24 protein-coding genes and 1 riboswitch are annotated in these 26,768 nt (G+C 74.7%); of the genes, 9 read left to right on the top strand and 15 right to left on the bottom strand.

Going from position 1 to position 26,768, the window contains the following annotated elements; all coding sequences use genetic code 11:
- Positions 1 to 8 precede the first annotated feature (8 nt).
- The gene (locus tag IE109_RS11845) at positions 9 to 1,289 is read left to right on the top strand and encodes a D-alanyl-D-alanine carboxypeptidase family protein (RefSeq protein ID WP_229890906.1); all 1,281 of its coding nucleotides are present in this window, start codon (positions 9 to 11) and stop codon (positions 1,287 to 1,289) included.
- Here the strand turns inward: IE109_RS11845 and IE109_RS11840 are convergent.
- The 4 genes from IE109_RS11840 to IE109_RS33860 are packed head-to-tail and all read right to left on the bottom strand — an operon-like array spanning position 1,222 to position 4,283.
- Positions 1,222 to 2,124, bottom strand: a complete 903-nt coding sequence (locus tag IE109_RS11840; RefSeq protein ID WP_189550757.1) for a YihY/virulence factor BrkB family protein — start codon at positions 2,122 to 2,124, stop codon at positions 1,222 to 1,224. The two genes, IE109_RS11845 and IE109_RS11840, sit on opposite strands and share 68 nt — an antisense overlap.
- Positions 2,112 to 2,519, bottom strand: a complete 408-nt coding sequence (locus IE109_RS11835) for a GtrA family protein (protein ID WP_308431354.1) — start codon at positions 2,517 to 2,519, stop codon at positions 2,112 to 2,114. Before IE109_RS11835 ends, IE109_RS11840 begins: the two co-directional genes overlap by 13 nt.
- Positions 2,516 to 3,427 (bottom strand): decaprenyl-phosphate phosphoribosyltransferase, encoded by a 912-nt coding sequence (locus IE109_RS11830; RefSeq protein WP_189550756.1) that lies wholly within the window; start codon positions 3,425 to 3,427, stop codon positions 2,516 to 2,518. The genes IE109_RS11835 and IE109_RS11830 overlap by 4 nt, the downstream gene beginning before the upstream one ends.
- Positions 3,420 to 4,283 (bottom strand): phosphatase PAP2 family protein, encoded by an 864-nt coding sequence (locus IE109_RS33860; RefSeq protein WP_189550755.1) that lies wholly within the window; start codon positions 4,281 to 4,283, stop codon positions 3,420 to 3,422. Before IE109_RS33860 ends, IE109_RS11830 begins: the two co-directional genes overlap by 8 nt.
- Positions 4,284 to 4,446: 163 nt before the next feature.
- Between IE109_RS33860 and dprE1 the strand changes: the two genes are divergently transcribed.
- Positions 4,447 to 5,814, top strand: a complete 1,368-nt coding sequence (gene dprE1 / locus IE109_RS11820; protein WP_189550754.1) for a decaprenylphosphoryl-beta-D-ribose oxidase — start codon at positions 4,447 to 4,449, stop codon at positions 5,812 to 5,814.
- Between the two features lie 10 nt (positions 5,815 to 5,824).
- On the top strand, positions 5,825 to 6,595 hold the full coding sequence (dprE2, locus tag IE109_RS11815) for a decaprenylphospho-beta-D-erythro-pentofuranosid-2-ulose 2-reductase (protein ID WP_189550753.1): 771 nt from the start codon (positions 5,825 to 5,827) through the stop codon (positions 6,593 to 6,595).
- Between the two features lie 9 nt (positions 6,596 to 6,604).
- On the opposite strand, the gene IE109_RS11810 is transcribed toward dprE2, so the two are convergent.
- The 3 genes from IE109_RS11810 to glyA form a co-directional block, all read right to left on the bottom strand.
- Positions 6,605 to 7,192: a 2'-5' RNA ligase family protein gene (locus IE109_RS11810; RefSeq protein WP_189550752.1), complete on the bottom strand. Its 588-nt coding sequence runs from the start codon at positions 7,190 to 7,192 to the stop codon at positions 6,605 to 6,607.
- A gap of 290 nt (positions 7,193 to 7,482) precedes the next feature.
- Positions 7,483 to 8,496: a tryptophan--tRNA ligase gene (gene trpS, locus IE109_RS11805; RefSeq protein WP_189550751.1), complete on the bottom strand. Its 1,014-nt coding sequence runs from the start codon at positions 8,494 to 8,496 to the stop codon at positions 7,483 to 7,485.
- Positions 8,497 to 8,637: 141 nt separating this feature from the next.
- Complete coding sequence (glyA, locus tag IE109_RS11800; RefSeq protein WP_189550750.1) at positions 8,638 to 9,915, bottom strand: serine hydroxymethyltransferase; 1,278 nt, start codon at positions 9,913 to 9,915, stop codon at positions 8,638 to 8,640.
- 37 nt (positions 9,916 to 9,952) lie between these two features.
- Positions 9,953 to 10,044, bottom strand: a riboswitch (ZMP/ZTP riboswitch).
- Positions 10,045 to 10,170: 126 nt separating this feature from the next.
- On the opposite strand from glyA, the gene rocD reads away from it, so the two are divergent.
- On the top strand, positions 10,171 to 11,373 hold the full coding sequence (gene rocD, locus IE109_RS11795; RefSeq protein ID WP_189550749.1) for an ornithine--oxo-acid transaminase: 1,203 nt from the start codon (positions 10,171 to 10,173) through the stop codon (positions 11,371 to 11,373).
- Positions 11,374 to 11,481: 108 nt separating this feature from the next.
- Here the strand turns inward: rocD and pdxR are convergent, their stop codons facing one another.
- The gene (gene pdxR / locus IE109_RS11790) at positions 11,482 to 12,921 is read right to left on the bottom strand and encodes a MocR-like pyridoxine biosynthesis transcription factor PdxR (RefSeq protein ID WP_189550748.1); all 1,440 of its coding nucleotides are present in this window, start codon (positions 12,919 to 12,921) and stop codon (positions 11,482 to 11,484) included.
- 47 nt (positions 12,922 to 12,968) lie between these two features.
- Here pdxR and IE109_RS11785 point away from each other — a divergent pair, with 47 nt between their 5' ends.
- Together IE109_RS11785 and IE109_RS11780 are read left to right on the top strand one after the other, a co-directional pair.
- Positions 12,969 to 13,535: a carboxymuconolactone decarboxylase family protein gene (locus IE109_RS11785; protein WP_189550747.1), complete on the top strand. Its 567-nt coding sequence runs from the start codon at positions 12,969 to 12,971 to the stop codon at positions 13,533 to 13,535.
- Positions 13,532 to 14,293: an isocitrate lyase/PEP mutase family protein gene (locus tag IE109_RS11780; protein ID WP_189550746.1), complete on the top strand. Its 762-nt coding sequence runs from the start codon at positions 13,532 to 13,534 to the stop codon at positions 14,291 to 14,293. Before IE109_RS11785 ends, IE109_RS11780 begins: the two co-directional genes overlap by 4 nt.
- Here IE109_RS11780 and IE109_RS11775 read toward each other — a convergent pair.
- Complete coding sequence (locus IE109_RS11775) at positions 14,272 to 15,426, bottom strand: GNAT family N-acetyltransferase (RefSeq protein WP_189550745.1); 1,155 nt, start codon at positions 15,424 to 15,426, stop codon at positions 14,272 to 14,274. The two genes, IE109_RS11780 and IE109_RS11775, sit on opposite strands and share 22 nt — an antisense overlap.
- A gap of 178 nt (positions 15,427 to 15,604) precedes the next feature.
- Between IE109_RS11775 and IE109_RS11770 the strand changes: the two genes are divergently transcribed.
- Positions 15,605 to 16,111, top strand: coding sequence for a DinB family protein (locus IE109_RS11770; protein WP_189550744.1), 507 nt, complete (start codon positions 15,605 to 15,607; stop codon positions 16,109 to 16,111).
- 73 nt (positions 16,112 to 16,184) lie between these two features.
- Entirely contained in the window at positions 16,185 to 19,136 is a 2,952-nt protein-coding gene (locus IE109_RS33705) for a SpoIIE family protein phosphatase (RefSeq protein WP_268251467.1), read from the top strand.
- A 100-nt stretch (positions 19,137 to 19,236) separates the two neighbouring features.
- Here IE109_RS33705 and IE109_RS11760 read toward each other — a convergent pair whose 3' ends face one another.
- A complete protein-coding gene (locus IE109_RS11760; protein WP_189550743.1) occupies positions 19,237 to 19,734 on the bottom strand; it encodes an LIC_13387 family protein in 498 nt (165 codons plus the stop codon).
- Complete coding sequence (locus tag IE109_RS11755) at positions 19,724 to 20,320, bottom strand: DUF2867 domain-containing protein (RefSeq protein WP_189550742.1); 597 nt, start codon at positions 20,318 to 20,320, stop codon at positions 19,724 to 19,726. Before IE109_RS11755 ends, IE109_RS11760 begins: the two co-directional genes overlap by 11 nt.
- Positions 20,321 to 20,416: 96 nt before the next feature.
- Between IE109_RS11755 and IE109_RS11750 the strand changes: the two genes are divergently transcribed.
- Positions 20,417 to 20,977, top strand: a complete 561-nt coding sequence (locus tag IE109_RS11750; RefSeq protein WP_189550741.1) for a TetR/AcrR family transcriptional regulator — start codon at positions 20,417 to 20,419, stop codon at positions 20,975 to 20,977.
- A 184-nt stretch (positions 20,978 to 21,161) separates the two neighbouring features.
- On the opposite strand, the gene IE109_RS11745 is transcribed toward IE109_RS11750, so the two are convergent.
- Genes IE109_RS11745 through IE109_RS11730 form a run of 4 tightly spaced genes read right to left on the bottom strand, consistent with a single transcriptional unit; the run spans position 21,162 to position 26,755 of the window.
- On the bottom strand, positions 21,162 to 22,124 hold the full coding sequence (locus IE109_RS11745) for an ABC transporter substrate-binding protein (RefSeq protein WP_189550740.1): 963 nt from the start codon (positions 22,122 to 22,124) through the stop codon (positions 21,162 to 21,164).
- Position 22,125: 1 nt separating this feature from the next.
- On the bottom strand, positions 22,126 to 24,030 hold the full coding sequence (locus IE109_RS11740) for an ABC transporter permease (RefSeq protein WP_189550739.1): 1,905 nt from the start codon (positions 24,028 to 24,030) through the stop codon (positions 22,126 to 22,128).
- Entirely contained in the window at positions 24,027 to 25,229 is a 1,203-nt protein-coding gene (locus IE109_RS11735) for a quaternary amine ABC transporter ATP-binding protein (protein WP_189550738.1), read from the bottom strand. The genes IE109_RS11740 and IE109_RS11735 overlap by 4 nt, the downstream gene beginning before the upstream one ends.
- Positions 25,229 to 26,755 (bottom strand): GMC family oxidoreductase, encoded by a 1,527-nt coding sequence (locus IE109_RS11730; RefSeq protein WP_189550737.1) that lies wholly within the window; start codon positions 26,753 to 26,755, stop codon positions 25,229 to 25,231. The genes IE109_RS11735 and IE109_RS11730 overlap by 1 nt, the downstream gene beginning before the upstream one ends.
- Between the last annotated feature and the right edge of the window lie 13 nt (positions 26,756 to 26,768).

Here is a 26,768-nt window from a genome sequence, read left to right as displayed (position 1 = left end):
TCACGACCGTGCCCGCTCTGAAGAAGACCGTTCTGTCGGTCGCCGCCGCCGCGCTGCTGCCCGTCCTCACCGCCGCCCCGGCCCTGGCGGCGCCGGGCCCGGACAAGGAGGACAAGCAGCCGAAGCCGCCCGCCGTCATGTCGACGGTCGGCGGGGCGAAGCTCGGCAGGCCCGGCACGCAGGTGAACCTGGCGCCCGGCGTGCCCGTGCTGCCCAAGGAGGTCACGGGCCGCTCGTGGATCGTGGCGGACGCGGAGAGCGGCGCGGTGCTGGCCTCGCACAACGCCCACTGGCGGCTCCCCCCGGCCTCCACGCTGAAGATGCTGTTCGCCGACACGGTGCTGCCCAGACTGCCCAAGACGCGGACCCATGTGGTCGCGCCCGGCGAGCTGGCCAAGGTCGGCGCGGGGTCCAGCCTCGTCGGGGTCAAGGAGAAGCAGACCTACACCGTCCACGACCTGTGGCTGGGCGTCTTCCTCCGCTCCGGCAACGACGCGGTGCACGTCCTGTCGTCGATGAACGGCGGCATCGGCAAGACGGTCCAGGACATGAACGCCCGCGCGGCCGAGCTCCAGGCACTCGACACGCACGTCGTCTCGCCGGACGGGTACGACGCGGCCGGCCAGCTCTCGTCCGCGTACGACCTCACGCTGATCGCACGCAGCGGTATGCAGAACAAGGACTTCCGGGAGTACTGCTCCACGCCGCGCGCGCAGTTCCCCGGGGAGGTCAAGCCCGGGAACAAGAAGCGTTCGACGTTCGAGATCCAGAACACCAACCGGCTGCTGACCGGTGACTACGGGATCCCGGCGTACCAGGGCATCGCCGGGGTGAAGAACGGCAACACGACGCACGCGGGCGCCACCTTCACCGGGGTCGCCGAGCGGGGCGGCAAGGTGCTGCTGGTCACCGTGATGAACCCGTCGGCGAAGGAGGGCCACGCCGTCTACAAGGAGGCGGCCCGGCTGCTGGACTGGGGCTTCTCGGCGGCCGGGAAGGTGAAGCCGGTGGGCGAGCTGGTGCCGCCGAGGTCGGCGGAGACCGGGTCCGGGACGGGTGGGAGCGGCGGGACCGGGCAGACCGGACCGGGCGGCGGCGACCAGGCGACCGGGGACGGCGACGGCCGGGCGACGATCGCGGCGACGGGCGGCGGCGGGGCCGGGACGGCGCTGGCGGTGGCCGGCGGGGTGCTGGTGCTGCTGGCGGGCGGGTGGTTCGTGGTCAACCGGCGCTGGCCGCTTCCCGATCTGGTACGCCGTCGTCGTCGGCCGGGCTCCGGGGGCGAGTAGCGGTCCACGCGGCGCAGTAGAGCAGCAGCTTGGCGGTGAAGTTGATCCACAGCAGGAGTGCGACGGGCACCCCGAAGGCCCCGTACATCGACTTCGCCGCCACGCCCTTCATATAGCCGCCGAGCAGCAGCTTCAGCGCCTCGAAGCCGACCGCGCCGATCAGCCCGGCCACCACGAGGCGGCGGCGCGGCGGATGGACGCCGGGCAGCAGCGTCAGGACGTACAGCAGGATCAGGAAGTCGGCGAGGACGGCGGCCGCCAGGGCCGCGGCCCTCAGGAGTACGCCGCCGGCGCCGCCCTCGGAGACACCGAGGCGCTCGGCGGTCCAGCCGATGGCGGTGGAGCCCAGGCCGGAGGCGGCCAGCGAGGCGAGGCCGGTCACGCCGAGGCCGAGCAGGACGACCGCGTCCTTGCCCTTGCGGACGACGGGATTGCCCTCGTCGCAGTCGTCGGTCCCCCACACGGCCCGCAGGCAGTCGCGCATGGAGCCCACCCAGCCGATGCCGGTGAACAGCAGCAGGGCACCGGCCACGAGACCCACCGTGCCGGCGTTGGCGACGAGCGCGTCCAGGTCCAGCTGGTCGGAGATCCCGGGCACCTGTTCGGCGATCCGGTCCTCCAGGTCGCGCAGCTGACGGTCGCCGAGGAGCGCGGCTCCCACGGCGGCGGCGACGGTGATCAGCGGGAACAGCGCCAGGAAGCTGATGAACGTGATGGCGGCGGCCAGGCGGGTCCAGTGGGCGTGGTCGAGGGTGTCGTAGGAGCGCCAGGCGTGCGTACGCATCAGGCGCGCGACCCACGGGCCGAGGATCGGGAGCTTGGTCAGCCAGTCCATGACGTGCCCCTACCCCGTGGGCCGAAGACGAGTGTGCGGGTCCCCCAGAAGCGCACGCAGGTGGCGAGGGCCATGCCCACGCCCAGCCCGGAGACGGTGTCGGCCAGCGGCGAGGTCAGCCCGAGCCCGTAGTGCGACACGCCGAGGCACGCCAGCTGCACGGCGGCGCCCGCGAGGTTGACGCCGAAGAAGGCCCCGTACTGGCGCAGGTGGAGGCTCCGGCGGCGGTAGGTGCCCAGGGCGTTGCCGAGGTACGCGACGGTGCAGCCGGCGAGGAAGGCGAGGACCTTGGCGGTGAGCGGGTCGAGGTGGGGCCGCAGCGCGAGGAAGAGCGCGAGGTCGGCGGCGTACGCGACACCGCCCACGACCAGGAAACCGAGCGCCTCGCGCCTCACAGGTCGGCCACCGCCATCCCGTACATCGCCAGCCAGGCGAGCCCGATCACCGCGAGGGGGCGGTCGCGCAGGACGACGTCCTCGGGGGCGCCGGCGGTGCCGCGGTCGGCGAAGACCGCGTAGCGCAGGACGGCGAGGATGAAGGCGATGGTGGAGAGCTGCCGCCAGGGGCCGCTGTGCTCCAGCGCCCAGAGGCAGTAGCCGAGCACCGCGACGCCGGCGGCGAGCTGCCACACGAAGCGGAGGTACCCGGTGGTGTACTCGGTGAGCAGGAGCCGTGTCTCACCCCCGCGCCCGGCCATCTGGACGGCCTCGGAGTAGCGCTTGGCGGCGACCATGAACAGGGCGCCGAAGCCGGTGGTGATGAGGAACCAGCGGGAGAGCGGGATGCCGAGCGCCACGCCGCCGATCATGGCGCGCATCACGAAGCCGGTCGTGACGACCGCGAGGTCGACGACCAGGACGTGCTTGAGGCGCAGGCAGTAGGCGACCTGCATGACCAGGTACGCGGCCAGCAGCCCGGCCGTCAGGGCGTTGCACAGCACGGCGGCGCCGAGCAGCGCCGCGAGCGCGAGGACGCCGCCGGTGCCGTACGCCACGGGGACGGGGACCTCCCCGGCGGCCACGGGGCGGCGGCACTTGACGGGGTGGGCGCGGTCGGCCTCGGCGTCGCGGGCGTCGTTGACCAGGTAGACGGCGGACGCGGCGGCGGTGAACAGCAGGAAGACGAGGCCGAGTTGTACGGCGGTGTGCCGGGACACCAGCTGCCCGGCGGCGGCGGGCGCGGCGGCCACGAGCACGTTCTTGACCCACTGGCGGGGGCGCGCGGCCCGTACGAGCCCGAGGGGCAGCACGGCCGCCTGGGGCAGCGGGCGGGTGACGGCCGCCGCGACGGTCGGCTCACCCACGGTGTCCCCCGGCCCCGGCCCCGGCCCCGGCCCCGGCCCCGGAGAAACGATCCTGCACGGTCGGCGCCGGCCATCGGCCGCCCACCCGGGCCGTCACGGCGCCCAGCAGGGCGCCGGCCACCACGTCGGTCGGGTAGTGGACGCCCAGCAGCAGGCGGGACAGGCACATCGCGGCGGCCACGGGGGTGCCGGTCCAGCGGGTGCCGGACCGCACCGCCGCGAACGCCACGGCGGCGGCGGAGGCGGAGGCGGCGTGCGAGCTGGGGAAGGAGTACCGCCCCACGACGGGCCGGAACGGCCCCCGCGCCGCCCGGGGGACCGCGCCGTCGGCCCCGGCCGCCTCCGGGAACCCGGCGCGCCGACCGGTGCGGCCCGCGCCCGGGAGCGCGCGCCGGCCGCCGGCGGCCACCCGGCCGCGACGGACGCCCGCCCCGGAGGCGGGTGCCGCCCCGGAGGCGGGTGCCGCCCCGGAGGCGGGTGCCGCCCCGGAGGCGGGTGCCATACCCGTGGACGCCGCCCCGGCGACGGGCGCCGGGCCCGGGGATGCGGGGAGGGCGGCGGGGGCGGGGGGTGCGGCGCGGGGGGAGGGGCGGGGGCGGCGGGAGAGGGGTTTCAGGGTCGAGGCCACCAGGTGCGCGGTGACCGTCAGCGCCGTGGCGCGCAGCCAGGGGCCGCGGCGCGGGCGGTCGGCAGCCGCCGCGGCGAGGCCGGCCGCGAGCCAGAGCGCCGCGTGCTCTCCCGCGAGCGACAGCGTCCGCGCGGCCGCCGCCACCACCGGCCTGCGGTGGCCGAACCCGTACAGCGCGTCCGACAGCCGACGATCGGCGTCCTCCCACCGGGTGCCCGCCTTGCGCATGCTCCGCCACCCCTTTCGTCGTCCACGGACGACTCTGGCGCGGCGCGCCCCCCAGGACGCGGCAATCTTTCATGACACTCGTTTAATCACCCATTTCGGCGAGTCGGGCGACTCAACCGACAAACCACCCGAACTACGCAAGTACGGCGATACGGTCGCATCCATGTCTGACGCCGAGACCTCCACCGAGCCGGCCGAGCCGGTGACCGGCTGGGGCCGCACCGCCCCGTCCGTCGCCCGGCTCGTGCGCCCCCGCAGCTACGAGGAAGCAGCCGCCGCCGTCCGCGCCTGCGGCACCCGCGGGGGCATCGCCCGCGGCCTCGGCCGGGCGTACGGCGACGCGGCCCAGAACGCCGGCGGCGCCGTACTGGACATGACCGCCCTGGCCCGTATCCGCTCCATCGACGCGGACGCCGGCCTCGTGGTGTGCGACGCGGGCGTCAGCCTGCACCGCCTGATGGAGGTGCTGCTGCCGCTCGGCTGGTTCGTGCCGGTCACCCCCGGCACCCGCTACGTCACCGTCGGCGGGGCCATCGGCGCCGACATCCACGGCAAGAACCACCACGTCTCCGGTTCCTTCGGCCGCCACGTACGCGCCTTCGACCTCCTCACCGCCGACGGCACGGTCCGCACCGTCCTCCCCGGCACCGACCTCTTCGACGCGACCACCGGCGGCATGGGCCTGACCGGCGTGATCCTCTCGGCGACGATCCAGCTGCTGCCCGTCGAGACGTCCCTGATGTCGGTCGACACCGAGCGGGCCACCGACCTCGACGACCTGATGGCCCGCCTCACCGCCAACGACCACGGCTACCGCTACTCGGTCGCCTGGATCGACCTGCTGGCGCGCGGGGCCGCCACCGGCCGGGCCGTCCTCACGCGCGGCGACCACGCCCCGTACGACGCGCTCCCCCGGCGGGCCCGGCGCGACCCGCTCGCCTTCCGCCCCGGCCGGCTGCCGGCCGCCCCCGCCTTCGTCCCCGAGGGGCTGCTGAGCCGCCCGGCGGTCGGGCTGTTCAACGAGCTCTGGTACCGCAAGGCGCCCCGCCACCGCACCGGCGAGCTCCAGCGGCTGTCCGCCTTCTTCCACCCCCTGGACGGGGTGCCGCACTGGAACCGGGTGTACGGGCGCGGCGGCTTCGTCCAGTACCAGTTCGTCGTCGGATACGGGCGGGAGGACACCCTGAGCCGCATCGTGCGCCGGATCGCGCGCCGGGGCTGTCCCTCCTTCCTCGCGGTCCTGAAGCGGTTCGGCGAGGGGGACCCCGGCTGGCTGTCGTTCCCCATGCCCGGCTGGACGCTGGCGCTGGACATCCCGGCCGGGCTCACCGGTCTCGGCGCGTTCCTCGACGAGCTCGACGAGGAGGTGGCGGGCGCGGGCGGGCGCGTCTACCTCGCGAAGGACTCCCGGCTGGGCCCGGAGGCGCTGCGTGCCATGTACCCGCGTCTGCCCGACTTCCTCGCCCTGCGCGCGGAGCTCGACCCGCGCTCGGTGTTCACCTCGGACCTCGCCCGCCGTCTCGGCCTGTAAGGAGTACGTCATGAAGGACGCCTTCGGCGCCCCCCAGTCCCTGCTCGTCCTCGGTGGTACGTCCGAGATCGGTCTCGCCACCGCCCGCCGCCTGATCGCGCGGCGTACGCGTACGGTGTGGCTGGCCGGCCGCCCCTCCCCCGCCCTGGAGGCCGCCGCCGCCTCGCTGCGCGGACTGCGCCCGGAGGAGGACGCGGTGACCGTGCGCACCCTCCCCTTCGACGCCCTGGACCCGGCCGCGCACGAGGAGACCCTGGGCAAGGTCTTCGCGGAGGGCGACGTCGACATGGTGCTGCTCGCCTTCGGCGTCCTGGGGGACCAGGGGCGCGACGAGGCGGCGCCCCTCGCCGCCGTGCGCGTCGCCCAGACCAACTACACCGGCGCCGTGTCGGCCGGTCTGATCTGCGCCAACGCCCTGCGCGCCCAGGGGCACGGCTCGCTGGTCGTGCTGTCGTCGGTGGCCGGTGAGCGCGTCCGGCGGGCCAACTTCATCTACGGCTCCAGCAAGGCGGGCCTGGACGCCTTCGCCCAGGGGCTGGGCGACGCCCTGCACGGCTCGGGTGTCCACGTGATGGTCGTCCGGCCCGGCTTCGTCCGGACGCGGATGACGGCGGGCCTGTCGGAGGCGCCGATGGCGACGACCCCGGAGGCGGTGGCGCACGCGATCGAGCAGGGGTTGTGGCGCCGTTCGGAGACGGTGTGGGTGCCGGGCGCGATGCGCCTGGTGATGTCAGCCCTGCGGCACGTGCCGCGCACGGTCTTCCGCCGTCTGCCGCTGTGAGGCCCCGGCTCAGCGCGTGGTGGCCGGCTCGTCCACGGGTGAGCCCTGGGCGGGCACGGACCGCGCCGGGCGGCCGACGCCGAACTCGTACTCGGACAGTTTCCGCCACACCGCGTCGGGTCCCTGCTCGTACAGGGCGAAGGAGCCGACGGTCCACGACGCCTCGAAGTCGGCCAGCTCCTCGTACGCCCGGTCCATCGCCTCCTCGGCGATGCCGTGCGCCACGGTCACGTGCGGGTGGTACGGGAACTGCAGCTCCCGCTCCAGCGGCCCCGACGCGTCCCGCACCCGCTGCTGGAGCCAGGAGCAGGCCGCCGCGCCCTCCACGACCTGGACGAAGACGACCGGCGACAGCGGCCGGAAGGTGCCCGTGCCGGACAGCCGCATCGGGAACGAACGGCAGGACGACGCGACCTCGGCGAGGTGCGCCCGCACCGCGGGCAGCCGCGCCGCGTCCACCTCGGTGGGCGGGAGCAGGGTGACGTGCGTGGGGATGCCGTGCGCGGCGGGATCACCGAAGCCCGCGCGCTGCTCCTGGAGCAGGCTGCCGTAGGGCTCCGGGACCGCGATCGAAACGCCGAGCGTTACGGTCCCCACGTCGTTCTCCTCAAGTGTCGGTTCGGTCGTCGGTCGCCGAGCGTCTGTCGTCTGTCGTCGATCGTCTGTCGTCGATCGTCTGTCGTCGATCGTCTGTCGTCGATCGTCTGTCGTCTGTCCGCCGGTGACCGGTCGTCGCCGGTCGCCGGTACTCCGCCGGGCCGCCCGGCCGGTCGCCGTGCGCCAGCCGCCAGTGTGGCGGCTGGACCCGTCGTGTGGCCAGAGTCGCCGGGCCCGGCACGGAGCAGCGCCGGTGGAACGCCGGGTCCCGGCCGGCGCTCACGCCGCTGTCAGTGCTTGGCGGGCAGGAGTCCCACCTTCGCGTAGGTCTGCGCGAGCGTCTCCGCGGCGACCGCGCGCGCCTTCTCAGCACCCTTGGCCAGCAGCGAGTCCAGCGTCTCGGGGTCGTCCAGGTATTCCTGGGTCCGGGTTTTGAAGGGGGTCACGAAGTCGACCATGATCTCGGCGAGGTCGGTCTTCAGCGCGCCGTACATCTTGCCCTCGTAGCTCCGCTCCAGGTCGGGGACGGAGGTGCCGGTGAGGGTGGACATGATCGTCAGCAGGTTGCTGACGCCCGGCTTGTCGACGGGGTCGAAGCGGATCACGGTATCGGTGTCGGTCACCGCGCTCTTCACCTTCTTCGCGGTCGCCTTCGGATCGTCCAGGAGGTTGATCAGGCCCTTCGGGGTGGAGGCCGACTTGCTCATCTTGACCCCCGGGTCCTGAAGGTCGTAGATCTTCGCCGTCTCCTTCAGGATGTACGGAGCCGGGACCGTGAACGTCTCACCGAACCGGGCGTTGAACCGCTCCGCGAGGTCGCGGGTCAGCTCGATGTGCTGGCGCTGGTCCTCGCCGACCGGGACCTCGTTGGCCTGGTAGAGCAGGATGTCGGCGACCTGGAGGATCGGGTACGTGAACAGCCCGACCGTGGCGCGGTCCGCGCCCTGCTTGGCGGACTTGTCCTTGAACTGGGTCATGCGGGATGCCTCGCCGAAGCCGGTGAGGCAGTTCATGACCCAGCCGAGCTGGGCGTGCTCGGGGACGTGGCTCTGGACGAAGAGCGTGCAGCGCTCGGGGTCGAGGCCGGCGGCGAGCAGCTGGGCGGCGGCGAGCCGGGTGTTGGCGCGCAGCTCCGCCGGCTCCTGCGGCACGGTGATCGCGTGCAGGTCGACGACCATGTAGAACGCGTCGTGGGACTCCTGCAGCGCGACCCACTGGCGGACCGCGCCGAGGTAGTTGCCGAGGTGGAACGAGCCGGCGGTGGGCTGGATCCCGGAGAGCACGCGAGGACGATCAGAGGCCATGTCCGTCATTCTCTCAGCTACCACCGACAGGTCGGGAATCGTCCCGAGGAGACGAGCGACACAGCCGCCTCCGCCCGGCTCCCCGGCCCGTTGCCCCGGTGCCGGCGTGCCGGTACCGGGGGAACGGGGCCGCGCCCGGGGTCAGGCGGGGATGCCGGGGGCCGGGTGGGCGGCCATCAGGTCGGCGACCTCGGAGCGGATCGCGGCCAGGGCGGGCTCGTCGCCGGTGCGGGCGGCGGTGACGCCCCGGTCGATCCAGTCGGCGACGGCCGCCATGTGCTCCGTGCCGAGCCCGCGCGACGTGAGGGACGGGGTGCCGATGCGGATGCCCGAGGGGTCGAAGGGCTTGCGGGGGTCGTAGGGGACGGTGTTGTAGTTCACGACGATCCCCGCCCGGTCCAGGGCCTTCGCGGCGACCTTGCCCGGCACGTCCCTGGACGTGAGGTCCATCAGGATCAGGTGGTTGTCCGTACCGCCCGAGACCAGGTCGAAGCCGCGGGTCAGCAGCTCCCCGGCGAGCACCTTGGCGTTGGCGACGACCTGGTGCGCGTAGTCCCGGAAGGAGGGCTGGGCCGCCTCGTGGAGCGCGACGGCGATGGCGGCGGTGGTCTGGTTGTGCGGGCCGCCCTGGAGGCCGGGGAAGACCGCCTTGTCGACGGCCTTGGCGTGCTCCTCACGGCACATGAGCATCGCGCCGCGCGGGCCGCGCAGGGTCTTGTGCGTGGTCGTGGAGACCACGTCCGCGTGCGGCACCGGTGAGGGGTGGGCGCCGCCCGCGACGAGGCCGGCGATGTGGGCCACGTCCGCGACCAGGACGGCGCCCGCCTCGTGGGCGATCCCGGCGAAGGCGGCGAAGTCGATGGTCCGGGGCAGGGCGGTGCCACCGCAGAAGATGATCCTGGGCCGCTCCTTGAGGGCGAGGTCGCGCACCTCGTCGAAGTCGATGAGCCCGGTGTCCCGGCGTACGCCGTACTGGACGCCCCGGAACCACTTGCCGGTCGCGGAGACGCCCCAGCCGTGGGTGAGGTGGCCGCCCATCGGCAGGGCCATGCCCATCACGGTGTCGCCGGGCTCGGCGAAGGCGAGATGGACGGCGAGGTTGGCCGGGGAGCCGGAGTAGGGCTGGACGTTGGCGTGGTCGGCGCCGAACAGGGCCTTGGCGCGGTCGATGGCGAGCCGCTCGACCTGGTCGATGTTCTGCTGGCCCTCGTAGTAGCGGCGGCCCGCGTAGCCCTCGCTGTACTTGTTCTGCAGGACCGTCCCGGACGCCTCCAGCACCGCCCGCGAGACGTAGTTCTCGCTGGGGATCAGGCGCAGGGTGTCGGCCTGGAGCCGCTCCTCCGCGCCGACGAGCGCGGCGAGTTCGGGGTCGGCGGTGGCGAGGGCGGGGTGGTGGGCGGGCAGCGGAAGGCTGGTCATGGCGTCCTCCGAGGGGGCCGGCAGCACGGACGAGGTCGTGGGGTGCCCAGGCGGGCGGCACCCTCGTGTGGTCTGCCGCGCACGGCTCCCCCGGGGTCGCTTCCCCGTACGCCAGTCGCCGTGCGTACCGGTCACCCTAGCGGCCACGCCCCCAGCGAGGTTTCCCCGTCCGCATGGCGAGCGACGATAGAAAGGGGCGCCACCACCGCCCCACGCCGCAGGACGAACGGAGATCCCGTGTCGAGCACACACCCCGTGTCGAGCACACAAGAGGCGATCGCTTCCGCGGAGGCGCACAGCGCGCACAACTACCATCCCCTGCCCGTCGTCGTCTCCTCGGCGGACGGCGCCTGGATGACCGATGTCGAGGGGCGCCGCTACCTCGACATGCTCGCCGGCTACTCGGCGCTGAACTTCGGGCACGGCAACCGGCGGCTGATCGACGCCGCGAAGGCGCAGCTGGACCGGGTGACGCTGACGTCCCGGGCGTTCCACCACGACCGGTTCGCCGACTTCTGCGCGCGGCTCGCCGAGTTCTGCGGCATGGAGATGGTGCTGCCGATGAACACCGGGGCGGAGGCGGTGGAGACGGCCGTGAAGACCGCCCGCAAGTGGGGCTACCGGGTCAAGGGCGTGCCGGACGGCATGGCCAAGATCATCGTCGCGGCGGACAACTTCCACGGCCGTACGACCACGATCGTCAGCTTCTCCACCGACCCCGAGGCGCGGGCGGACTACGGTCCCTACACGCCGGGGTTCGAGATCGTGCCGTACGGCGACCTCGCGGCGATGGACCAGGCCATGACGGAGAACACGGTGGCCGTGCTGCTGGAGCCCATCCAGGGCGAGGCGGGGGTGCTGGTGCCCCCGCCCGGGTACCTGTCGGCGGTCCGCGAGCTGACCCGGCAGCGGGACGTGCTGTTCATCGCGGACGAGATCCAGTCGGGCCTGGGCCGTACGGGCCGCACGTTCGCGTGCGAGCACGAGGACGTCGTCCCCGACATGTACGTGTTGGGCAAGGCGCTCGGCGGCGGTGTCGTGCCGGTGTCGGCGGTGGTGTCGAGCGCGGCGGTGCTGGGCGTGCACCGGCCGGGCGAGCACGGCTCGACGTTCGGCGGCAACCCCCTGGCCTGCGCGGTGGCGCTGGAGGTGCTGGCGATGCTGCGCACCGGCGAGTACCAGCAGCGGGCTGCCGAACTGGGCGACCACCTCCACCACGAGCTGGGGCTCATGGTCGGCGGCGGCGCCGTGGAGGCCGTGCGCGGCCGGGGCCTGTGGGCGGGCGTGGACGTCGTGCCGAGCCTGGGCACGGGCCGGCGGATCTCGGAGAGGCTGATGGACCGGGGGGTTCTGGTGAAGGACACCCACGGCTCCACGATCCGGATCGCCCCGCCCCTGGTGATCGGCAAGGAGGATCTGGACTGGGGCCTGGAGCAGTTGCGGCAGGTGCTGCGGTGACGGCCGCGTCGCCGCTGGGAGGGCCGGCGTAGCGGTGACGGCCCGCCGGTCCGGCGCCCGGGGCTCCCGGTCCGGCGCCCGGGGCGGGGCAGGCCCGGTCGGGGCGCGTCAGGGCAGGGCGCGGCACAGGGCGTCCAGGGCGCCGGACCACGCGCTGTCCGTCGGGGTGGCGTAGCCGACGACCAGGGCGTCGCGGCCGGGCGCTACGGCCGGGTGGCGGAAGCCGTCCAGGCCCTGGACGGCGAGGCCGTGCCAGGACGCGGCCTGCACGACGGACCGCTCGGTGCCGGGCGGCAGCTCCAGCACGGCGTGGAGGCCGGCCGCGATGCCGCTCACACGGATGTCCGGCGCCCGTTCGGCGAGCGCGGCCACGAGCTGGTCGCGCCGCCGGCGGTAGCGCAGCCGCATCCCCCGTACATGCCGGTCGTAGGCGCCGGAGCGGATGAACTCCGCGAGCGTCAGCTGATCCAGCGCGCTCGACACCCACTCGGCGTGGCCCTTCGCCGCCAGCACGTCCTCCACCAGGTCCTCGGGCAGCACCATCCAGCCCAGCCGCAGCCCGGGGGTGAGGGACTTGCTCGCCGTGCCGAGGTAGACCACCCGCTCGGGGTCCAGGCCCTGGAGGGCGCCGACCGGCTGGCGGTCGTAGCGGAACTCGCCGTCGTAGTCGTCCTCCAGGATCAGCGCGCCCGTCCGCCGCGCCCAGTCGACGACGGCGGCACGCCGGTCGGGCGGCAGCGCGCCCCCGAGCGGGAACTGGTGCGCGGCCGTGATCAGCAGCGCGCCCTGCCGGTCCAGCTCGCCGGTGCGCGTGCCGCGCTCGTCGTAGGGCAGCGGGGGCGTGCCGAGGCCCGCGTCGGTGAGCAGGTTCCAGTGGATGTCGAGCCCGTACGACTCCACGGCGACGTCCCGCACCTTCCGGCCGCGCAGCACCTGAGCCATCAGTCGCAGCCCGTGGACGAAGCCGGAGCAGACGACGATGCGGTCGGGGTCCGCGTGCACGCCCCGGGCCCGTGCCAGGTAGTCGGCGAGGGCGGTCCGCAGCTCGACGCGGCCGTGCGTTCCGCCGTAGCCGAGCGCCTCGTGCGGGGCGGACGTCAGCGCGCGGCGGGCCGCCTTGAGCCACTCGGTGCGCGGGAAGGACCCGAGGTCCGGCGTGCCGGGGTGCAGGGTGTGCGCGGCGCCGCTGCGGCGCGCGGGCGGGCGCCGGGGCACGGCCCGCGCGGCGGGGGCGCCCCCGCGCGCCGCAGCGCGGTGCCCGGCGGCGGGGCCGGGGCGCGGGGCGGCGCGGCGGGCCACCCGGGTGCCGGAGCCCTGCCGGGCGGTGAGCCAGCCCTCGGCGACGAGTTCGGCGTACGCGTCGGCGACCGTGTTGCGGGCGATGCCCAGGTCGGTGGCGAGCGACCGCGAGGACGGCAGCCGTGTCCCGGGCGCGAGCCGCCCGCTGCGGACCGCCTCCCGCAGCGCCTCCATCAGGCCGGACCGCAGCCCCGGACCCCGTATCTCCAGGTGCAGGTCGGCGCCGAAAGTGGCCCAGGAATCCGTCATGGAAGTGGACCATACCGGTGCGCCACACGGCCCGTACGGTCATCACCATGACGACGCAGACACAGACGCAGACCCAGACGCAGACCCAGGCACCGACGCAGGCACCGACGCGGCCGGGGACGGCCGAGTACGCGACGGAGCACACGCCCCGCCTCGCCTGGTCCGAGCACGCCCCCGAGGTGTTCAAGGCCATGGTCCGGCTGGACGCCGCCGCCCGGCGGGGCCTGGACCCCGTCCTGCTCGAACTGGTCAAGATCCGCGCCTCGCAGCTCAACCACTGCGCCTACTGCCTGGACATGCACACCAAGGACGCCCTGGCGGCCGGCGAGTCGGTCGAGCGGATCGTCCAGCTCAGCGCCTGGGAGGAGTCGCGCCACTTCTACACGGAGAAGGAGCTGGCGGCCGTCGAACTGACCGAGGCGGTCACGGTCCTGACGGACGGTTTCGTCCCCGACGAGGTGTACGAGCGGGCCGCGAAGCAGTTCGACGAGAGGGAACTGGCCCAGCTGATCGCCGCGATCAACGTCATCAACGCCTGGAACCGGTTCGCCGTCACCAGCCGCATGGTCCCGGGCCACTACACGCCCGGGCAGTTCAAGGGCAGCGCCACGTGACGGACGCCGGCGCCACCGTCGGCACCGGCGGCACCGCCGGTGCCGTCGAGGGATTCCGTGCCCTGCACCACGGCCGCGCCCCCGAGGACCCCCTGGTCCTGCCAGGCCCGTGGGACGCGGCGAGCGCCCGCGCCTTCGAGGAGGCCGGCTTCCCGGCCCTCGCCACGCCGTCCGCGGGGGTGGCGGCGTCGCTCGGGTACGCGGACGGGGCGACGCCCGCCGACGAGATGTTCGCGGCCGTCGCCCGCATCACCCGCTCGGTGTCCGTCCCCGTGTCGGCGGACGTGGAGGGCGGTTACGGCCTCGCGCCGAAGGAGCTGGTCGCCCGCGTCCTGGACTCCGGCGCGGTCGGTGTGAACCTGGAGGACTCGCGGGACGGCACCCTGAAGGACCCGCGTGCGCATGCCGCCTGGCTGGCGGAGGTGCGGGCGGCGGCGGGCGGTGCCCTGTTCGTCAACGCCCGCGTGGACAGCTTCCTGCGGGGGGTCACCGATCCGGAGGAGGCGATCGGGCGCGCACGGCTGTACGTCGCGGCGGGCGCCGACTGCGTCTACCCCATCGGTGTGCCGCCGGAGCACCTCCCGCTGCTCCGCTCCCGGATCGAGGGGCCGCTGAACGTGGCGCCCTTCCCCGGCGGCCCGCCGGTCCGCGAGCTGGGGCGGCTGGGCGCCACACGCGTCACGTTCGGCCCGGGGCTGCTGCACCGGGCGATGGCGGCGGTGCGGGACATCGCCGGTCAGGTGCGGCGCAGCTCGTAGACGGCGGCGTCCTCGCCCTCGCGGGCCCGGGTGAAGCCGGCGCGGGTGACGACCCGGTGCGAGGGCGCGTTGCCGTGGTCGACCACGGCGCGCAGCACGGCCGTCGCCGGGTGGGCGAACGCCCACCCGGCGAGGGCGCGCAGGGCCTCGGTGGCGTACCCGTTGCCGCGCGCGCCCTCCACCACGTCGTAGCCGACCTCCGCGAGGCCGTCGGCGTCGGGCGCGGCGTGGAGGCCGACGGCTCCCACCGCGCGGCGGTCGGCGGCGCGGACGATGGCGTACGGGCCCCAGCCCGGGCGGTACGTCCCCGCCGCGTGTGCCTCGGCCACCAGCCGGCCGGCGATCCGGGTGCCCTCCGGGGGGCCGCCGTCCGCCCAGGTGAAGCCCCCGTCGCCGCCGCCGTGCAGGTCGGCCCCGACGTTCGGGGACGCCTCGCACAGCAGGAGGCGCGCGGACCGGACCGGCTCGCCGTACCAGCGCCAGACCGCCGGCCGGGGCGCGCCGTCCAGGTCGGCGCGGCCGGTGGCCCACAGCAGGGTCCGCCACGGGTCGCCGGTGCGCGGAACGTGCGGGAAGAGGCGGTCCAGGACGCGGGCGCACAGCTCCGCGGGCGCCCACCCGTCGGGCACGCCGTGGGCGCGGACGATGTCGTGGGTGTGCACCAGCGCCTCGACGACGCCCATCGCCGCGAAGCCGTCCGCCCCGGTGGCGCCCCAGGGGTGCCAGGCCCGTACGCGGGCGGGCGTGGTGCGGACGGCGGCGGCCAGCAGTCCGCCGGTCGCCTCGACGACCCGGACCAGCCCGGCGGGGTCGGTACCGGGCGGCGCGACGACGTCGAAGGGTACGTAGGCGTCGGTGACGCGGCCGGTCAGCTGGGCGGCGTAGCCGACGAAGTCGCCCGCCAGGTGGACGGCCGTCTCGTGGCAGCTCCACTCCAGCCCGGCGGCCGGCCCGGACCAGTCCCGGTCCGCCACCGCCCGCAGCGCGCGGACGGTGACCGCGACCGCCTCGTCGACGTCCCGCGCCCAGGCGTCCCGCGCGTGGACGTCCCCCGGCCCGGCGGGCCTCGGCCCGCCGTCCCGCGCGGGACTGCCCCGCTCGCCGATGTCGTGTGTCCCCGCCCCGGTCGCCATGGCGTCGAGCCTAGGGGCGTACGCCCGCCGGGACCAGCGAGTTCCGGCCGTCCGCGACGGGCGGCGCGGGCGGGCGCCGCGATATCGGCTGGGCCGCGCGGCCTGCGTGATCCATCCTGGGACCCGCACGCACGATCCCGAACCCACGAGCGTTCCCGCGCAGTTGGAGGCCCCCGCCGTGACCACCGAACGCATCGGCCCCCCGCTGGTCGGCGACGAACGCGCGATGCTGCGCGGCTTCCTGGACTACCACCGGGCCACCCTCGCCCTGAAGTGCGACGGCCTGTCCGACGAGGACCTGCGGCGGCGTTCCATGCCCCCGTCGGCGCTCTCCCTGCTGGGCCTGGTCCGTCACATGGCGGAGGTGGAGCGCGCCTGGTTCCGCCGGACCATCGCCGGCGAGGACGTCCCGCTGGTCTGGTCGCCCGACGGCGACTACCAGGTGGCGTACGACCCGGCGGGGTCGACCCGGTCTCAGGCGTTCGCCGCCTGGGAGGCGGAGGTCGCGCACTCCCGCCGGATCGAGGCCGCCGCCGCGTCGCTGGACGTGACCGGCCGCAACGCCCGCCGGAACGTCGACGTGTCCCTGCGCCACGTGATGCTGCACCTGATCCACGAGTACGCCCGCCACAACGGCCACGCCGACCTCCTCCGCGAGGGCGTGGACGGCACGGTCGGGGCCTGACGGGCGCCGAGGCGACCGCCGCCCGCTGAGCTTCGGCAGCACATCGCGGCTTTTGCCCGATTATCCTGGTTTCGTGGAAGATCGCGGTGAGCAGAGGCCGCCCGGCGGCGGGGTACGCCCGGAGATCCTCGCCTCCTGGCAGCGCTCGCAGTCGCTCGGGATCGACATCGAGGGCGCCACCCTCCCGGTCGAGAGCGACCTCGACCCGGACGCGCGGCTCGTCCGGGCCGCCGCGCCGGTGCTGGAGGACCTGTGCCGGCGCTTCTCCGGTCTGCCCGTCACCGTGACGCTGGCCGACGCCCGGGCGAACATCGTGGACCGGCGCGGCGACCCGATGGGTCTGGAGCTCATGGACGCCGCCTCGCTGGTGCCGGGCGCCAACGTCGACGAACGGTTCATGGGGACCAGCAGCGTCAGCATGGTGCTGAGCACCAGGGCGCCGTTCGTGGTGGTCGGCCACGAGCACTTCCTGCACAACCTCAAGGAGCTGACCTGCATGGCCGCCCCGGTGCGCGACCCGGTGGGCGGCACCGTGCAGGGCGCGGTCAACCTGTCCGTACCCAGGGAGCTGGCCGAACCGGGCATGGCGCTGGCCCTGCAGGACGCCACCGAACGCATCGCGGAACGCCTGCTCGACCTGAGCACCGCCAGGGAACGCAACCTGATGAGTTCCTTCCTCCACTCCCGGCGGCGCGGCGAACACGCCGAGCTGCACCTCGGCTCGGGCGAGCTCGCCCCCCTGGGCTCGGCGGCTCCCCGGCTGGACCCCCAGGAGCGGCTGGCGCTGCTGGAGAGCGCCATCGAGCTGATCTCGTCGCCCGCGACGCCGGAGGACGGCCGGGTGTTCGCGGAGGTCGCGCTGGCGGGCGGGCGGATCGCCACGCTGCGCCGCCGGGAGCTGCACCACGGCGACGCGGAGGGCGCGGCGGTCGAGGTCACCTTCGGCGGCGGAGGCCCGGCAGGGGCAACCGGGGCCTCTGGGGCCACCGCGACCGCCCCGGACGGCCGCGGGGTCCCGCTGCTGCGCCCCGGCCCCGCACCGGCCCGGCCGCCAGGCGGCGCTCCCGCGCCGGGAGCGGAGCCCGGCGCGGGAGGCGGACGCGACCCCGGGACGGCGCCCTGGACGGCGACCGGGACCGGACCGGGCGGCGCGGACGGACCGGGCGGACCGGGCGGCGCGGGCGGACCGGGCGGCGCGGGTGAGCGGACCGGCGACCCGGCCGGCGACCGGACCGACGCGTGGCTGCTGCTGGTGGGCGAGCCGGGGGTCGGCCGCCTGGCCGCCGAGGCACGGGGGCGGCTGTCCCTGCTGAACGAGGCGGGAGTCCGGGTCGGCACCACCCTGGACATGCGGCGCACCGCCGAGGAGCTGGCGGAGATCGCCGTGCCGCGCCTCGCCGACCTGGTCGTGGTCGACCTGCTGGAGGACGCCCTGACGGGCGAGGAACCCCCGGCCGGGCGGCCCTCCCCCGGGGCCGCGCTGCGCCGGGTGGCGGTCTGGGCGGGCGAGGACTCGCGCGACGCGCGGGCGGGCGGCGTGGACCGGCCGGTCGCGTACCCCCCGGGCACGCCGCAGGCGCGGTGCCTCACCGCCGGGCGGCCGGTCGCGGACACGGTGATGACCGCCGCCCTGACCGGCCCGCCGACCGGGCCCGGGCATCCGGTGGATCTGCTCGGCGAGGGGGTGCACTCCTACCTGGCCGCCCCGCTGTGCGCCCGGGGCGCGGTCCTCGGCCTCGCCGGGTTCTACCGCCGCGGCCGGACCAGGCCGTACGAGCAGGACGATCTGACGCTCGCGGGCGAGCTGGCCGCCCGTACCGCGATCAGCCTGGACAACGCCCGCCGCTACGGCCGCGAGCAGCGGGCCTCGCTCACCCTCCAGCGCAGCCTGCTGCCGCGCGACCTGCCCCGGGTGACCGCCGTCGACCTGGCGTCCCGCTACCTGCCCGCCGACGCCCGGACGGGTGTCGGCGGGGACTGGTTCGACGCGATCCCGCTGTCCGGGCTGCGGGTGGCCCTGGTCGTCGGGGACGTCGCCGGGCAGGGGCTGCACGCGGCGGCGACCATGGGCCGGCTGCGTACGGCGGTGCACACGCTGGCCGCCCTGGACCTCCCGCCGGAGGAGGTGCTGACCCACCTCGACGACCTGGTCAGCCGCGGGCCCGCCGACGCGGAGGACCCGGCCACCGCGGCGACCTGCCTGTACGCGGTGTACGACCCGGTGTCCTGCCGCTGCACGGTCGCGGGGGCCGGGCATCCGCCGCCCGCGCTGGTGCCGCCGGACGGCCCGCCGCGGCTGCTCGACCTGCCGACCGGTCCGCCGCTGGGGCTCGGCGGGGTCGCGCCGTACGAGTCCGCCGGGTTCGACCTGCCGGAGGGCGGCCTGCTGGCCCTGTACACCGACGGGCTGCTCAAGGAGGGCCGCGGCTTCGGCCACACCGACGCCCGTACCGCCCAGCTGCTCACCGCGCTCGGCGGGCCGGAACAGGACCTGGAGCGGATCTGCGACCGGGTCACGGGCACGCTCCTCCCCCACGGCCCGCGCGACGACGTGGCGCTGCTGCTGGCCCGCGTGCACGCGCTGCCGGCCGACCGGGTGGCGTCCTGGGAGCTGCCCTCGGACCCGTCGGTGGTGTCCCGCGCCCGTGAGCTGGCGCACCGCCAGCTCGCCGAGTGGGGGCTGGCGGAGCTGGACTTCAGCACGGGTCTGGTGGTCAGCGAACTGGTCACCAACGCCGTGCGGTACGGCGGCCGGGGCCCGGTGTGCCTGCGGATGCTGCGCGACGGCTCGCTGATCTGCGAGGTCTCCGACCGCAGCAACACCTCCCCGCGCATCCGCCGCGCGGCCACCACCGAGGAGGGCGGGCGCGGCCTGTTCCTGGTGGCGCAGTTCACCAAGAGCTGGGGCGCCCGTTTCATGCCCCAGGGCAAGACGGTCTGGGCCGAGCAGGCCACACAGGCCGGCCGGCCCGACGCCGAGCCGGACGAACAGACGCTGCTGGCCATGTTCGACGACCCGGCGTGAGCCCCCGCCGGTGCGCCGGCCGGCCCGGGGTTTCCCGGTGCCGGCCCACCCGCTGCCCGGCCGGTGACCGGCCCAGGGTCGGTCCGCCCGGCGAGGGGCCCTACGGTCCGGCCGGCGAGGGCGCCGGGCGTGCGGCGGCCAGGGCGCCGGCGAACGCGACGACGGCGACCGAGAACAGGACGACGGGCGGGAGCGGCAGCAGGGCCAGCGACAGGCCGAGGACGACCAGTGAGGCGGCCAGGGCCAGGCCGCTCAGCGACCGTGAGCGCGTGACGAGGGCCGGGGCGGAGCGCGCCACGAGCAGGCACACCGCGCCGCCGAAGATCAGCGCCGTGGCCATGGCGAAGGACATGCCCAGATCGATGTCGCGCAGGGTGCGGCGGACGCCGCCGATCTCGATCTCGTACGCCCGCATCGCCGCGACGGCCCGGGCCCCCGCGGGGTCCGCCGGGCCCGGCCCCGACACCACCGCGAGGGTCAGGTGGCCGGCGCCGGTGAGGACCCAGGCCCAGGCACCGGCACGGAACGCGGTCACCGCCCGGCGGGTCCACGGGCCGGCGGGGTTGGCCTCCGGGCGGGCCGGTGTCTCAGTGCGCATGGGCGCCGGCCTTCCACTCGCGGCCGATCATCCGGAGCAGCGCGGGGTACACACCCACGTACCGGAACGGCTTGATGGCGGCCATGTACGCGGTGCCGAGCAGCCCGTTGCGCTTCACCAGGACGGCCATCCGGCCGTGGTGGCCGCCGGCGCCGTCCGCGACCCAGCCGATGTGCATCACCGTGTGCACGGTGGCGTTGGCCATCTCGGCCGCCCACTCGTCGTGCGTCTGGTAGACGGAGGTGAACGCGGCGGCCCGTATGTCGGGTCCCCGGGGGCCGTCGCGGAGGTCCTCGGGCAACCGCTCCCGCAGGCTGGGCACCCGGCCGCCGACGCCGGAGCCGGGCCTGTCCCAGCCGAGCAGGGCGCCCAGCTTCGCGCGGACCGCGAAGAGCGCGCGCGCCACGGGGGACGAGACGGGCGCGCCCTCGCCGCCGTCGCCCCCGGCGAACTGGCGCACCAGCCGCGCCAGGTCGTCCGGGCCGCCGGGCGTCGGCAGGTCCCACACGTCCTCGACCTGGAAGTCGCCGGCGATCTCGTGGATGCGCCAGGGGCGGGACGTATGGGCGGTCTTGGGGAGTCTCATGAGCGTGCCCCGATCTATACGATGGCGTATAGATCGAGGGTAGTCCCATCTATACGGCACTGTATAGATGGGTCGGGACGTGAGGGGAGACACACCATGGCGGTGGCGCGCACACCGCGCGGCAAGTGGATCGAGGAGGGGTTGCGGGCGCTCGCCGCCGGCGGCCCGGACGCCGTGCGGATCGAGCCGCTCGCGCAGGCGCTCGGCGTCAGCAAGGGCGGGTTCTACGGGTACTTCGCCAACCGGGAGGCGTTGCTGACGGCGATGCTGGACACCTGGGAGCGCGAGGTCACCGAGGCGGTGATCGAGCACGTCGACGGCGGCGGCGGGGACGGCAGGGCCAAGCTGGACCGGCTGTTCACCCTCGTCGCGGTGGCCGACGACGCGGTGCCCCGGGGCACGGCGATCGACCTCGCGCTCCGCGACTGGGCCCGGCGCGACGAGGCCGTGGCGCGGCGGCTGCGCCGTGTCGACAACCGGCGGATGGACTACCTGCGTTCGCTGTTCGCGACGTTCTGCGACGACCCCGACGACGTCGAGGTCCGCTGCATGCTCACCTTCTCCGTACGGGTCGGCACCCATGTCGTCGCCGCCGACCACGACGGCCGCAGCCGCGAGGAGGTCCTGGCGCTCATCAAGAAGTGGCTCCTGCGCTGACCGGGCCCGCGTCCCACCCCTCCCGGGCGGAACGCCCCACCCGGCCGCACCCCGCCACGGACGCCGCCCCGGGCCCCGCCCGGGCTGCCCCGCCCACGCCGGGCCCTCGCACGGCTGTGCGCCCCGCGCGGACCGCCCCGCCCGCGCCGGGCGCGGGCTGTCCGCGCGGACGGGGGCAGTGGCGCTAGGGCATCCACTTCCGCCACGTCGGCTCGTTGGCCGCGACCCACTTCCCGGCCGCCGCCTCCGGCGTGAGCTTCTGCTCGGCGATCATCAGCGCCACCTCGTTCTGCGCCTCGGTCGTCCAACGGAAGTTCTTCAGGAAGGCGGCGGCCTTCCCGCCGTCCCTCGCGAAGTCGGCGTTCAGGAACTTCTGCAGCGGCGTGTGCGGGTAGGCGCAGGCCACCTTCTCCGGGTCGGCGTCGCAGCCCTCCTTGTACGCGGGCAGCTTCACCTCCGTCATCGGCACCTTCTCGAACAGCCACTGCGGCTTGTACCAGTACGTCAGAAAGGGCTTCCTCTCCTTGGCGAACTGCTTGATCTGGGTGATCTGCGCCGCCTCGGAGCCCGCGAACACGACCTTGTAGTCCAGGCCCAGGTTCTCCACCAGCGCCTTGTCGTTCGTGACGTACGACGGGGAGCCGTCGAGCAGTTGGCCCTTGCCGCCGCTCTCCGCCGTGCGCAGTTCGTCCGCGTACTTGTTCAGGTTCTTCCAGTCGGTGACGTCCGGGTGGGCCTTGGCGAAGTACGTCGGGACGAACCAGCCGATGTGGCCCGTGACGCCCAGGTCGCCGCCCCGCGCGATGGTCTTCTTGCCGGCGACGTACCGCTGCTCCTGCTCCGGGTGGCCCCAGTCCTCCAGGAGCGCGTCCACCCGGCCCTGGCTGAGCGCGTCCCAGGCGGGGACCTCGTCGACCTGCACGGTGTCGACGCGATAGCCCAGCTCGTGCTCCAGCAGGTACTTCGCCACGGCGACGTTGGCCTGGGCGCCCACCCACGACTGGACGGACAGGGTGACCGTCTTCGTGCCCCGGGCGGCGGCGTACGGGGACGCCTGCCGGGTCATGTCGGCGGCACCGCAGCCGGTGAGGATCAGCAGGGCGAGGGTCCCGGCGGCGCCGGCCGCCGTACGCGTACGCATCCGCATGTCAGGCCTCCTTCTCGGCGGTCGGCTGGGTGACCCGGTCGAGCATCAGGCCCAGGCAGACGATCGCGGCGCCCGCGACCAGACCGGTCGCCAGGTCGCCCTGCGCGAGGCCGAACACCACGTCGTAACCGAGCGCCCCGCCGCCCACCAGGCCGCCGATGATGACGACGGCGAGGACGAGGACGACCGCCTGGTTGACGGCGAGCAACAGCGCCGGCCGGGCCAGCGGGAACTGCACCTGGCGCAACTGCTGCCAGCCGGTGGCGCCCAGCGAGCGGGCCGACTCCAGCGCGACCGGGTCGACGCCCCTCAGGCCCTGGGTGGTGATGCGGACGACGGCGGGCAGCGCGTACACCACGGCGGCGGCGACGGCCGGGGCGCGGCCCACGCCGAACAGCGCGACCACCGGGATCAGGTAGACGAACTGCGGCATGGTCTGGAACACGTCCAGCACCGGGCGCAGCAGGCGCTCCAGGCGGGTGCTGCGCGCCGCGCCCACCGCGATGCCGAAGCCCAGCACCAGCGTGACGGCCACGGCGGCCAGCACCTGCGAGAGCGTGTCGAGCGACGCGTCCCACACGCCCAGGACACCGATGGCGGCCATCGCGCCGACGGCGGTCAGGGCCGTGCGCCATGTGCCGACGACCAGCGCCAGCGCGCCGACGGCCATCAGCAGCGCCCACCAGGGCAGTGCCTGGAGGCCGTCCCGTACCGGGTCGAGCACCCAGCCGGTGAAGTGCGCCGCCCAGTCGGCGGTGCCGCCGATGAGGGGGACGCCCGAGTAGAGGTGGGCGGTCATCCAGTCGACGGCCCGGTTGACGGGCTCGGCGATGTCGACGTGCCACGCCTCGGGCCAGGTGAGCCCGCCGGTCAGGCGGCCGGTCAGGGCGGCGGCCACCACGGCGGCGGCGCAGCCGGTCCACGCGCGGCCCGAGCCGCCGCGCGACCGCGCGCCGGTGGCGGTGCGGTCGAGCACCACGGCCAGCAGCACGATCGGTATGCCCGCCGCCAGCGCGGCACCGACGTCCACCGAGGCGAGCGCCTGGTACACGCGGTCGCCGAGGCCGCCGGCGCCGATGACGGACGCGATGACCGCCATCGACAGCGCCATCATGATCGACTGGTTGACGCCGAGCAGCAGCTCCTTGCGGGCCAGCGGGATGCGCGCGGTCAGCAGCCGCTGCCTGCCGGTCGCGCCGAGCGAGGCCGCTGCCTCCAGGACGCCGGGGTCGGCGGAGCGCAGGCCCAGCGCGGTGAGGCGGGCCATGGGCGGGGCGGCGTACACGACGGTCGCCAGGACGGCGGCGGGGACGCCGATGCCGAAGACCAGGACGACGGGCAGCAGGTACGCGAAGGCGGGCAGGACCTGCATGGTGTCGAGGACGGGCCGCAGGGCCCGGTACGTGCGGTCGGAGAGCCCGGCGGCCAGGCCCAGGACGGCGCCGAGGGCGACCGACGCGGCGACGGCGACGACCATGAGGGCGAGGGTCTGCATGGTCGGCACCCACATGCCCAGCAGCCCGCACACGGCGAACGCGGCGACGGCGGTGACGGCGAGGCGCACCCCGGCCAGCCGCCAGGCGACGAGCCCGGCGGCGGCGGTGACGCCCGCCCATCCGGCGGCCAGCAGCACCAGGTAGACGCCGCGCACGGAGAGCACGACGGCGTTGCTGACGTGCCCGAAGAAGTACAGGAACAGCGGGTGGCTGTCGCGGTTGTCGACGATCCAGTCGCTGGCGGAGCCGAGCGGCCCGGACAGGTCGACGGACAGCGCGGCGGGCCAGCTGCCGCGCCCGGCGAGGAGCAGTCCGAGCGCTGCGAGGACGAGGGCGGCGGCCACCGGCCAGTAGCGGCGCGCGGCGACCGGCGTGCGGGGGCGGGCGGGAGCGGTGACGGCCGCGGTCATGCCGCCGCCTTCCCGACGGGGACGCCCGCGACGACCGACAGCAGTCCTTCGTGGTCGACGACGCCAAGGCACCGGCCGGCGTCGACGACCCGCACGGGGCCGCCGGTGCGGGCGACGGCCTCGATCGCCTCGGAGACGGTGGCGCCGGGCGCGAGGGCCGGACCCGACTCGGCCTCACCGCCGGACGGCGGACGCATCGCCGAGCGCACGGTGAGCACCTGCTCGCGCGGCACGTCGCGCACGAAGTCGCGTACGTAGTCGTCGGCGGGCGCGCCGACGATCTCCTCGGGCGTGCCGAGCTGCACGATCCGCCCGTCGCGCATCAGCGCGATGCGGTCACCGAGCCGCAGGGCCTCGTTGAGGTCATGGGTGATGAAGATCATCGTGCGGCCCTCCTCGCGGTGGAGCCGGATGACCTCCTCCTGCATGTCGCGCCGGATGAGGGGGTCGAGGGCGCTGAACGGCTCGTCGAACAGCAGCACTTCGGGGTCGACGGCGAGGGCGCGGGCGAGGCCCACGCGCTGCTGCTGGCCACCGGAGAGCTGGCCGGGTTTGCGGTCCTCCATGCCTTCCAGGCCGACCTTGGTGACGACCTCGGCCGCCTTGGCGCGCCGTTCGGCACGGCCCATGCCCTGGATCTCCAGCCCGTACGCGACGTTGTCGACGACCGTGCGGTGCGGCAGCAGGCCGAAGTGCTGGAAGACCATGGCGGCGCGGTGGCGGCGCAGTTCGCGCAGCCGGGACCGGTCCATGGACAGGATGTCCTCGCCGTCGATGGCGACGGTGCCGGACGTCGGCTCGATGAGCCGGGTGAGGCAGCGCACCAGGGTGGACTTGCCGGAGCCGGACAGGCCCATGACGACGAAGACCTCGCCCTTGCGGACGTCGAAGGACACGTCACGGACGGCGGCGGTGCAGCCGGTGCGCTCCCGCAGTTCGGCGGCGGGCAGTTCGGCGAGGTCCGAGCCGGGCACGCGGTCGGACTTGGGGCCGAAGACCTTCCACAGGCCCTCGACGGAGAAGACCGGGGTGGCGGTGGCGGGCTCCGGTGCGCCGGGGCCGGTCACCGGGCTGATCACCGGGCCGGCCACGGGGTTCGTCCCGCTCGTCACGGGGTTCGCGGCCGGGCCGGCGCCGGCGGGACTCGTACCGGCGGGGCTCGTACCGGCCGGACTCTCGGTGACCGGGGACTTCCTCATCACGCACCGCCTCCCAGCAGTTCTGCGGCCTTCTCGCCGACCATCAGCACCCCGATCATCGGGTTGACGGCGGGCATGGTCGGGAAGACGGACGCGTCGGCGATCCGGATGCCGTCGAGCCCGCGGATCCTCAGGTCGGGCCCCACGACGGCCCGTTCGTCGTCGGCGGCGCCCATGCGGCAGGTACCGGCGGGGTGGTACACGGTGTGGGCGACCTTGCGGGCGTACTCGCTGAGCTCCTCGTCGCCGGTGACCTCGGGGCCGGGGCACACCTCGCGCTTGAGCCAGCCGGCGAGCGGCTCGGTCCCGGCGATCTCGCGGGCGATGCGGATGCCGTCGACCAGCGTGCGCCCGTCGTAGTCGTCCTCGTCGGTGAAGTACCGGAAGTCGAGGGCGGGCTTGACCTCGGGATCGGCGCTGGTGAGGTAGAGGCGGCCACGGCTGCGCGGCTTGGGGATGTTCGGCGTCATCGACACGCCGTACGCGGGGCGCTCGTACCCCAGCCGCTCCGGGTTGTCGGTGAAGGGGATCTGGTAGAAGTGGAACATCAGGTCCGGGCCCCGCGACCCGGGGTCGCGGCGCACGAAGAGGCCCGCGTCGCTGTCCATGGCGGAGTTGTCCGGGATGGGGCCGTTGGTCTCCCAGACGATGACCGACTCGGGGTGGTCGAGCAGGTTCTCGCCGACGCCCGGCAGGTCGTGGACGACCGGTATGCCCAGCTTCTCCAGGTCCGCCCTGGGTCCGATACCGGAGTGCAGCAGCAGCCGGGGCGTGTCGACGGCGCCCGCGCAGACGAGGACCTCGCGGCGGGCCGACACCAGCCGCTCGGCGCCGTCCTTCGTCCGGACGTGGACGCCGGTCGCCCGCGTACCGTCGAACTCCAGCCGGTACGCCCAGGTCTCCAGCATCAGGTGCAGGTTGGGGCGTTCGTCCATCACCGGGTGGAGGTACGCGACCGAGGCGGAGGAGCGCTTGTTGTCCTCCGGGTGGTACGCGAGGTCGAAGAACCCGACGCCCTCGTGGAAGGGCTTCTTGTTGAACCCCTCGACGCGCGGGACGCCCAGCGCGCTCTCGGCGGCGTCGACGAAGTCGCGGGCGATGGCGTTCCGGTCCTTCTCGTCGACCGGCACGATGTTGTTGAGGAGCTTGTCGTAGTACGGGTCCATGGCGGCGGCGTTCCAGCCCTCGGCCCCGGCCTCCTCCCACTCGTCCCAGTCGGACGGCAGCGGCTTGAAGGAGATCAGCGTGTTGTGGGAGGAGCAGCCGCCGAGGACGCGGGCGCGGCTGTGCCGGATGTGGGAGTTGCCGCGCGGCTGCTCGGTGGTGGGGTAGTCGTAGTCGAGGTCGCCGCCGAGCAGGCCCATCCAGCGGCGCAGGGTGAGGACGTCGGGGCGGTCGACGTCGGAGGGGCCGCCCTCGATGACGGCGACGGTGACGCCGGGGTCGGCGGTGAGCCGGTGGGCGATGACGCTGCCGGCGGTGCCGCCGCCGACGATGACGTAGTCGTACGCGGTGGTGTCGGTCATGGTGTGTCTTCCT

It is taken from the genome of Streptomyces lavendofoliae (genome assembly GCF_014649735.1).
Classification (GTDB): domain Bacteria; phylum Actinomycetota; class Actinomycetes; order Streptomycetales; family Streptomycetaceae; genus Streptomyces; species Streptomyces lavendofoliae.
This window is presented reverse-complemented; position numbering and strand designations above follow the sequence as displayed.